Source organism: Protofrankia sp. CiP1_Cm_nod1 (genome assembly GCF_920888515.1).
GTDB lineage: Bacteria > Actinomycetota > Actinomycetes > Frankiales > Frankiaceae > Protofrankia.
This window is the reverse complement of sequence record NZ_CAKKTM010000235.1, coordinates 4,294-13,069: the sequence shown is the minus strand read 5'-3', so window position 1 is coordinate 13,069 and position 8,776 is coordinate 4,294. Positions and strand designations below refer to the sequence as shown.

The 8,776-nt window shown below is 72.7% G+C and carries 10 protein-coding genes and 1 riboswitch; of the genes, 8 read left to right on the top strand and 2 right to left on the bottom strand.

The window, feature by feature from the left end:
• The first annotated feature begins 350 nt into the window (after positions 1-350).
• Positions 351-716, top strand: a complete 366-nt coding sequence (locus tag NBX02_RS10820) for a hypothetical protein (RefSeq protein ID WP_250285375.1) — start codon at positions 351-353, stop codon at positions 714-716.
• A gap of 243 nt (positions 717-959) precedes the next feature.
• Here NBX02_RS10820 and NBX02_RS10815 read toward each other — a convergent pair whose 3' ends face one another.
• Positions 960-2,483, bottom strand: coding sequence for an aminotransferase class V-fold PLP-dependent enzyme (locus NBX02_RS10815; protein ID WP_250285374.1), 1,524 nt, complete (start codon positions 2,481-2,483; stop codon positions 960-962).
• A 35-nt stretch (positions 2,484-2,518) separates the two neighbouring features.
• Positions 2,519-2,631: riboswitch (SAM riboswitch) on the bottom strand.
• A 211-nt stretch (positions 2,632-2,842) separates the two neighbouring features.
• Entirely contained in the window at positions 2,843-3,304 is a 462-nt protein-coding gene (locus tag NBX02_RS10810) for a VOC family protein (RefSeq protein ID WP_445548367.1), read from the bottom strand.
• A gap of 1,037 nt (positions 3,305-4,341) precedes the next feature.
• Between NBX02_RS10810 and NBX02_RS10805 the strand changes: the two genes are divergently transcribed.
• From NBX02_RS10805 to NBX02_RS10785, 7 genes are all read left to right on the top strand, one after another.
• Positions 4,342-4,995, top strand: a complete 654-nt coding sequence (locus NBX02_RS10805; protein ID WP_250285372.1) for a cysteine dioxygenase — start codon at positions 4,342-4,344, stop codon at positions 4,993-4,995.
• Entirely contained in the window at positions 4,992-5,402 is a 411-nt protein-coding gene (locus NBX02_RS10800) for a rhodanese-like domain-containing protein (RefSeq protein ID WP_250285371.1), read from the top strand. The genes NBX02_RS10805 and NBX02_RS10800 overlap by 4 nt, the downstream gene beginning before the upstream one ends.
• 165 nt (positions 5,403-5,567) lie before the next feature.
• Positions 5,568-6,728: an NlpC/P60 family protein gene (locus tag NBX02_RS10795; RefSeq protein ID WP_250291191.1), complete on the top strand. Its 1,161-nt coding sequence runs from the start codon at positions 5,568-5,570 to the stop codon at positions 6,726-6,728.
• Between the two features lie 83 nt (positions 6,729-6,811).
• On the top strand, positions 6,812-6,946 hold the full coding sequence (locus NBX02_RS23105) for a hypothetical protein (RefSeq protein WP_445548366.1): 135 nt from the start codon (positions 6,812-6,814) through the stop codon (positions 6,944-6,946).
• 427 nt (positions 6,947-7,373) lie between these two features.
• Positions 7,374-7,742, top strand: a complete 369-nt coding sequence (locus NBX02_RS10790; protein WP_250287090.1) for a WhiB family transcriptional regulator — start codon at positions 7,374-7,376, stop codon at positions 7,740-7,742.
• Between the two features lie 123 nt (positions 7,743-7,865).
• Entirely contained in the window at positions 7,866-7,997 is a 132-nt protein-coding gene (locus NBX02_RS23100; RefSeq protein ID WP_445548365.1) for a hypothetical protein, read from the top strand.
• 155 nt (positions 7,998-8,152) lie between these two features.
• Complete coding sequence (locus NBX02_RS10785; protein WP_250287092.1) at positions 8,153-8,680, top strand: SixA phosphatase family protein; 528 nt, start codon at positions 8,153-8,155, stop codon at positions 8,678-8,680.
• Positions 8,681-8,776: the final 96 nt, after the last annotated feature.

Below are 8,776 nucleotides of genomic sequence, written 5' to 3'. Positions count from 1 at the left end.
CCGGGGCTGGCCCGCGGGCCCCTCGGGCCGGGCGGGCCCGAGCTCCACCGCCGGCGCGCGGCCGCCGGGCCGTGACCGGTCTGACCGGTCTGGCCGGTCTGTCGTGCCGGTCACTCTGTGCTCGGGATCTGTGTGCGTTCCGGTTGACGGACCGATAATGGATCCTGCTGGCCGGCTCCCGTCCGCAGTCAGTCAGACCCGCACGGTCAGGTGGATCCGGAAGATGGCGGAACGGCCCGTGTGCTCGACATCACCACTCGGCCTGTGCTATCTGACCTGCATGGCAGCCTGCGACGTCCAGGCCCGCCGCCCCGTCCACGCAGGCGATTCCGGAGGTAGCAGCCCATCCCATGGCCGAACACACCCCTCGCCGCAACATCGAGACCTGGGCGCACGAGCTGCCCGCCAGTTTCATCGAGTGCCGCACCATGGGACACCGCTGGGAACCCCACAGCGCGGTCTGGGACAAACAGGCCCGAGCCTACCATGTCATCCACGAATGTGACCGCTGCCACACCCAGCGCAAGGCCTGGTGGAGCCGCAACGGTGAGATCACCGCCGCGGGCTACAGCTACCCCGAGGGCTACCTGACCAAGGACGTCGGCTACATCGGCGCCGACGGCCGCGGCGTGCTGCGCACCGAGTACCTCGCCCGCGTCTTCGCCGCGGCCGCCGCCCGCGGCGCCGGCAACGGCAACGCCCCGCGGGCCTCCTGAGGACACCCGGCACACGTGATATTCACCGGCTCCCGGAACACCTGGACCCCGCGGGCCTCCTGAGGACGACCGGCACCCGAGACAGCCCGGACGGCTGGCAGGCCCCGCTCCAGAACGCGGACGGAACCCACCCGGCCGGGACGGATACCGGCCCCGCCCTGGCCAGGACGAGCGGGCTTTCCGGGGGGACCGGCGGCCGGGGGGCCCGGTTGCCGGCGGGCGGCCGGTCAGTGGATACGCCGGTCAGTTGGCGCAGATGCCGGCCAGGGCGGGCAGGACGGGCGGGGTGGCGGCGTCGGGGGCGAACCAGCCGGGCAGCGGGCGGGTGTCGGGCACGGGGGCGCAGCCGGCCGGTCCTGCCTGGTAGGTCCAGCCCGGGCCGTCGCGCAGGTAGGTACGCAGTGCCGTGACGAGCCGGTCGATGTCGTCGGAGCGGGTGCCGACGCCGACGCTTGCCCGCAGGGCGGAGCCCGGCAGGCCCAGCCGGGCGAGCAGCGGATGGGCGCAGAAACGGCCGTCGCGCACGCCGATGCCGTGCTCGGCGGACAGGTAGGCGGCCGCCCGCGCGGCGCTGTCGCCGGGCACGGTGAAGGTCACCACGCCGAGCCGGTCGGACGCGTCCGCCCAGATCCGCGGGATCTCCACACCTGGCAGCCCGGACAGCCCGGCGACAAGATGGTCACGCAGCGCGGCCTCGTGGCGCTCGAGGGCGCCGGGCGCGAGCGCGGCCAGCACCTGGCAGGCCGCGGCCAGGGCGGCCGCGCCGAGCGAGTTGGGGGAGCCCGCCTCGTGCCGCTCCGGGGCGGCCTTCCAGGTGGCGGTGGTGCCGGTCACGCCGGCCACGGCACCGCCGCCGGCGAGGTACGGCGGCGCGGCGTCGAGCCAGTCCGCGCGGCCGATCAGCGCCCCGGCGCCGTAGGGCGCGTAGAGCTTGTGGGCGGACAGCGCGACGTAGTCGACGTCCCAGGCGGCCATGTCGACGCGGCGGTGCGGCGCCAGCTGCGCGGCGTCCACGACGATCCGCGCGCCGTGGGCGTGCGCGATCCTGGCGATCTCGGCGACGGGGACGACCTCGCCGGTCACGTTCGACGCGCCCGTCACGGCGACGAGGCAGGCCGGCCGGTGCGCCAGCGCCCGCCGGAGACGGTCGAGGGTCGCGCCGACGGTGCCCGCGGCCGGCAGGCAGCGGTGCCGGACGGCACGCCAGGGCAGCAGGTTCGCGTGATGCTCGACATCGAGGAACAGCACGTCGCCAGGGCCGGCGTCCCCCGCCCGGCCGTCGCCGTCCGAGCGGCCGGCGTCCGCCCCGCGGCCCGGGCTGTCGTCCGGATGGCCGCCGGCCGCCGTCCCGGGCAGGCAGCGGGCGAGCAGGTTGAGCGCGTCGGTGGTGTTGCGGGTGAACACCACGACGTCCGTGGGCCGCGCGCCGACGAAGGCGCCGACCGTCCCGCGCGCCGACTCGTACAGCGCCGTGGTCACCTGGGAGGCGTAGCCGGCGCCGCGGTGGACGCTGGCGTAGAACGGCAGGATCTCCTCCACCCTGGCCGCCACGGCGGACAGGCACGGGGCGGACGCGGCGTAGTCGAGGTTGGCGTAGCGCTCCTGCCCGCCCTGGACGAGCGGAACGCGCAGATCCGCGCCGACGACCGGCAGCAGCGGCCCCACCGGCAGCGGCTGGGCGCTGGCGGCGACGCCGTCCACGGCCACGGCAGACGGCTCCCCCGGCCGCGGACGGACGGGGGTCTGGATGGCGGCAGGGGCGGTCACAGCACTCCTCACGGGTCCACCGGACCCGGAAGGCGGGTCCGCGCTTACCGCAGCCACGCGGCTACGGCCTGGTCCTCACCCGGGGCACCCCACCGCGGAGGAGGGTTGCCGGCCAGCAAGCCGGGGCTTGACGCTGGCGCTCATGACCTGTGCCGAGCATACCGGGGATGTCGGACACGTGCCCGGCGGTGGCGCCAGCTCCGGCGGACGGCCCCCGGACCCCTCCACCGGCCGCATCACCGATCAGGAGCTGGGCGCCCCGGCCGGGAACCCGGCCGGACCCCGCCGAACAGGACGCGGCTCCCGCCCGCGGCCACGCCGGGCGGGAGCCGCCGGACGGCCCGTCCCGGCGGCAGCGGTCACGGGCCGCCGAGGTCCGGGACGATGATCGAGCCGTCTGCGGCGAACGGGAGACCGGGATTGTGGGCGATCTCCCAGACGTGGCCGTCGAGGTCGGTGAAGACCCCCGCGTAGCCGCCGTAGAACGTCTCGGCCGCGGGACGGGTGACCGTGGCCCCCGCCCGTTGCGCCGCCGCGATGACGTCGTCGACCTCCGCCCTGGAGCGGACGTTGTGCGCGAGCGCGACACCGCCGAACCCGTCCGCCCGCCCGGCGGTGCTCCCCGTGGCGGCGCTTCCCTCGGCGATACCGCAGTCGCGGGCCAGCCTGTCGCGTCCCCAGAGCACCAGCACGGTGCCGCCGGCCTGGAAGAACACGGTCTCCTCGAGCTCCTGGCCCTGCCAGCCCAGCCGCTCGTAGAACGCCCGGGCGCGTCCCACGTCCCCGACACCCAGTGTGATCAGGCTGATCCGCTGCTCCATGAGCGGAAGGTATCCGACCGCTTTCCCCGGCGCGGGACGGCTTTCCGGGCGGATCTCCGCGAACCGTCTCATCCCGCCCGGTGGCCCGTTCGCGACGGCGGTCACGAGCCCATATCCGGAGGGTGGTGGACGTCGGGAGTTCCGGGTTCTGCGATGTCTCACGGCTGGCGGGACAGCGCGGGACGGATGATCGGGAGGATGTTGCCGGGAACGCGCGGGGCGGCCCGGGCGGGGCGTCGGAGCGGGTGTACAGGAATGAACGAGGATTGTGACGGCGGATCGGTTGTACAGTGCCGGGCATGGCATCCCGCCGCTTTCTGCCGCACAGCGACCGCGTGATCGACCAGGTGCTTGTGGCCAGCGCGGCGTGTACCGGCGGGTGCGGCCCGCGCGGGATGCGCTGACAACCGTGGACGGGCGCCACGGCGCCGGTTCCGCTCACGTCATCTCAGGCCAGCCGGTCACACCGGCGCGTCGCCGGACCGTCTGAGCCCGCCCACCCCGAGCATCCGTCCGGGCCCTGGCGCGTTTTCGGTTCGTCGAGCGCACCCGGCTGTCAGCCGGCCGATTTCTCCCGGCGGCGGCGGTTGCGCCGGGAACGCCGCCCGGAAGCGACGACAGGAGCGCCGGCGGGAGCGCCGAAGGGCATGCCGCCGCCCGCGTCGCCGGCGGCTCCGAGGGGCCGCCGGCGACGCGAAAAAATGTAATCGCGCTGTTTTTCCGGCTCTTCACAGCTCGCTGGAAAATGTAATCAGACGACTACAGAACTGGCGAGTACACGGTGACGGTCTGCGGCCCAGCCGCCTCGCCGCGGGCGCGGTCGGCGTGGCGCTCGTCGCCGAAGAGCCAGGTCAGGGCCCTGTCGGTACCCAAGCCGCGAGGCTGGCAGACGGCTCGCGGCTGCACTGGGCCACCACTGGCAACAACTCCTGGTGATCGGATGAACACAGTTTCCGGTGCACTGCGAGGAGCCGTTTTTCCACCCGTACAGCTCTCCATCCGTAGCGCTTTCCGCCCGTGCCGACAGGGAGCCGAGCATGCCACTCATCCATCCACGACTCGCGGGCACCGACCTGGTGCCGGATTTCCTGCTGGGGGACGAGAACGAAACGGTGGGACCGCATGTGCTGGCCGCGCTGACCCGCTCTCTCGGTGCCGCGACCGGGATATGGTCGGCGATCCTGCGCCACGACCCGGTCAACCGCTGGTACACCCGGCTCGTGCTGTCCGGGTCGGTCGAGGTGTGGCTGATCAGCTGGTGCCCGGGCCAGTACACCCGCGCGCACGACCACGGCGGCGCGTTCGGCGCGCTGACCGTCGTCCAGGGCCCCGTCACGGAGATCGTCTGTGACGCGGACTGGCGGCCGCGCGGCTGGCGGCGGCACGAACGGGAGGCGTCGCCCACATTCGGCCGCGACCACATCCACAAGGTGGGGAACGCGGGGAGCGCCCCGGCCGCGACCATCCACGCCTACTCCCCCCCGGAGCTGCCGATGCGGTACGCGCCGGACGCCGCCGAGCAGGCGGTCGAGGGCTTCCTGTTCGCGAACGTGACCGGTGGCGGCCTGTTCGACGCCGTGCCGGCCGACGCCACCGCCACCGCCGGCGCCGGCGCTGTCGCAGGCAGCCTCGCCACGGCCGCTGGCGGGGACGTGGCGGGGGTTGTCGCCGTGGGCGGAGGACGGCCGTGAGCGGCAGCCGGATCGACGCGATGCTTGCCCGGGCACGCGCCCGCCTGGAACGTCTCGACCCGCCCACGGCTGCGGCGGCGGTGGCGGGCGGGGCGCTGCTGGTCGACATCCGGCCCGCGGCCCAGCGCGGCGCCGAGGGCGGCATCCCCGGTGCGCTGATCATCGAACGCAACGTCCTGGAATGGCGGCTGGACCCTACCAGCGACGCGCGCCTCCCCCAGGCCACCGGCGACGATGTCAAGGTCATCATCATCTGCTCGGAGGGGTACACCTCCAGCCTCGCGGCGGCGTCCCTGCAGGATCTCGGCCTGCACCAGGCCACCGACGTCGTCGGAGGCTTCCGCGCCTGGGAGCGCGGCGGCCTCCCGATAATCACCTATAGCGACGAAGATCGTCACCTTCAGTAACTAACTTCACTGAAAGGTCTTGGACGATCTCTTAGCGTAAGGGTGCTCACTATCACGGTGAGTAACGGGGGTGACCGCCGAAGCCCGTCCGCATCCCCGTGTCGGCCACACGCGCGGACGGGGCCGGGCCCCATCTGCCCGGAACGGCGGCAGAGGGGTGATGGCATGTCCATCTCGAGCCGTACGGTCTCACCCACGATCACCGCGGTCTCCTGCGCCGTCGCCGTCGCTGTCGCGGTGGCCCTGACGCCCCACCCGGCCGGGGCGGCCACCGTGACGGCCACCGGCGCGCCCGCCGCGGCCGGCGCGGCCCTGGACGCCCCGACGGGGCAGGGGCCCGCGGCGACGGCCTGGGCGGACGGGCAGGAGCCCGCCGGCAGCACCGGGCAGAAGTCCACCGGCGGCACCGGGCAGAAGTCCGCCACCAGCGGGAAGCGGCATACCGGTGACAAGCAGAAATCGACCGGCAGCCGACAGGCGTCAGCCGCCGGCGGACAGGCGTCCGCCGGCGGCAGGGGGGAGTCCTCCAGCAGCGGACAGGATCCCTCTGATGACGTATGGAAATCCTCCGGGGGCGCATGGGGATCCTCTGATAACGGATGGGAGTCTTCTGGAAGCGGAGGGGAGTCGTCCGCTGGCGGGCGGGGGTTCCCCGGCCGGTCGTTGCGCCGGGGAAGCCAGGGTGACCCGGTGGTGCGGCTCCAGATCCGGCTCGGGATCTTCGCCGACGGGTGGTTCGGCCCGCGGACCGCACACGGCGTCCGCGCCTTCCAGGCCGGCGCCGGGCTGGCCATCGACACCGTGGTCGGCCCGCGGACCTGGGATGCGCTCTTCGGCGCGCCAGCCTCACCGGTAGCGGCACCCACGCCGGCAACAGCCCCGACAGTGACGTCGACAGTGGTGTCGGCAGTGGCGTCGACAGCGACGCTGGTGGTGACTCCGGCGGCGGCAGCGGTTCCGGTGGGGGCGTCCACCTCGGCCGCGACGGCGGCACTCGCGGCCGCCGAGCGGCAGATCGGCAAACCGTACCGTTACGGTGCCGCCGGGCCGGACGACTTCGACTGCTCCGGCCTGGTCCAGTACGCGTACGCCCAGGCCGGTGTCTCGATTCCCCGTACCACCTACGACCAGTTCGCCGCGCTGCGGCCGGTCGGCTCCGCCGAGGCCCGGCCGGGAGATGTGGTCTTCTTCCTCGACGCCGAGGGGGAGGCCTACCACGATGCCATCTACGCCGGGAACGGGCAGATGATCGTTTCGCGTCGCCCCGGCACCAACGTCCAGTACCAGGACATCTGGTCGGGCGACTATCGCATCGGACGGGTCTGAAGACCGGAGGACCTGCAGCTTCCGGCCGGCCGGAAAACATGATCCCATCACCTTGGGCGCTCTGACCGTAGACTCTGCGCCACGTGCCGCCGACGATCATAGTTGTGATTCTGCTCACCCTTGCGATCGTCGGGAACACGCTCTCCGATCCCCCCGGGGGCGCGCGGGAAGCCAGGATGCCCGGTTTGACACCACCGGGCATCTACTACGAGTGGTAGTACGCATACCCAACGCTGCGACTGGACAACGGAACGTCGATCAGCGCGGCCGGAACCGGATGTCTCGCACATACTGCGGACGCGGGCGTTCCGGAACCCTTGCTATCCCGTCGAGAGCCGTCTACGTTCCTCGGTTAACGAGACGAGACGGGTTCGTTTCCGACGAAGAGGGTGTCCAGGCGTGCGCAATTCATGCCGGACAACCCTGGCTCCGTCCCTCCCTGAGGTTGTGGTTCCACGCGAGCAGAGGAGTCGGTGTGCTTTCCAACACATCCACTCGTTGCCGCGCATTGTCATGCCCGCCGCAAGCGACGTCCCGAGGAGACATCATGCTGAGTCATCCGCGGCTGCTGCCTACAGGTAGCGCTGCCGCCTACCACCATCGGACCGGATTGTGCCTCGATAGTGGCAGAATCGGCGGAATCTCATGAGCGCCGGCGTACCCGTCCTGCCCGGACGTGACCTTCCGCCGCAGCCCTACGGCGCTGGCTGGCCCGCCTACTGGCGGCAGGAAGCCGCCTGCCGGGACGGGGATCCCGACGCGTTCTTCCCGCCGGACGGGCGTAACACCAAGGCCCGGGCGGCGGCGGAAACCCGGGCCCGGAAAGTATGCGCCAGCTGCTCCGTGCGGCGGGCCTGTCTCGCGACCGCCTTATTCCGCCAGGAGGAACACGGCGTGTGGGGCGGGCTTACCTCGGACGAACGCAATTCCGTGGTTCCCCGCGGCCGGCTCAGCGCGGACGACGCCCTTGCCTTTGCCGACCGCCTGCTGCTTTCCACATACGCGACCAGCTGATCCTTACGGCTGATTTCTAGCTCCACCGTAGGATATTTTTCACCACTTCGGGTGAGGCACCGCCGTCGATGCGAGCCGTCGATGTGAGCGAGTGCCTCGCCCGGCGCCATGGCCGGGGCACCGATGATCGACAACGATCGGCGCGGCACCGGCCGGCGCGGCACGGCCGACGAGGCTTCCCTCGTCCGGGTGCGTGAGGCTTCCCATGCGGGCGAGATGCCGCCGGACGAGGCGGGCGCCCCGCGGCGGGCGTAGAAAAGAACCATTGACGCCCCGGTCCGAGATGGGCAGGCTGCGTGTCGTCGCCGTCCGAGGAGGAGCTGCGTGTCGCCTCGTCCCGCGCCCGGTCGCGGCGTCCGGGTGTCTGCCGGTCTCCCTCTCCCCACGGGTCTCTCCCCACGGGCCGCGCGGTGAGGCCGCCGCGTCGCCTGTTGCTGCTGCGCCACGGCAAGTCCGACTGGGCCGACGGCAGCATGTCGGACGCCGACCGCCCGCTGTCGCCGCGCGGCCGGTCCGCCTGCCGGCTCATCGCCGAGCACCTGACAGCCGACCAGCTCACCCCCGACCTGGTGCTGTGTTCCTCGGCCCGCCGGACCAGGCAGACCGTCGAGCAGATCGCCGGAGCCCTGCCGGCGGCCGTCCCGGTGCTGACCGAGGACCGGCTCTACCTCGCCGACGTGTCGGACCTGCTCGACCGCCTCCGCGAGCTCGACGACGGCGTCCCCACCGTCCTGCTCGTCGGCCACAACCCGGGTATCCACGCGCTGGCCACCGGCCTGCTCCCGGTCGGCGAACGCTCGCGGCTGCCCACCTTCCCCACCGCGGCGCTGGCCGTCGAGGACCTGGCCGTGGGCCGCTGGGCGGAGCTGGGGCCGAGCACGACCCGGCTGGTCTCGTTCGTCACCCCACGCTCGCTGGCCGGCTCCAGCAGCCACTGACGCCGCCGCGGCGAAGCCTCGGTACCGGCGGAGCCGTGCTGCCAGCGAAGCAAGCCGCTGTACTGACGAAACCGACGAAGCATCAGCACCAGCGAA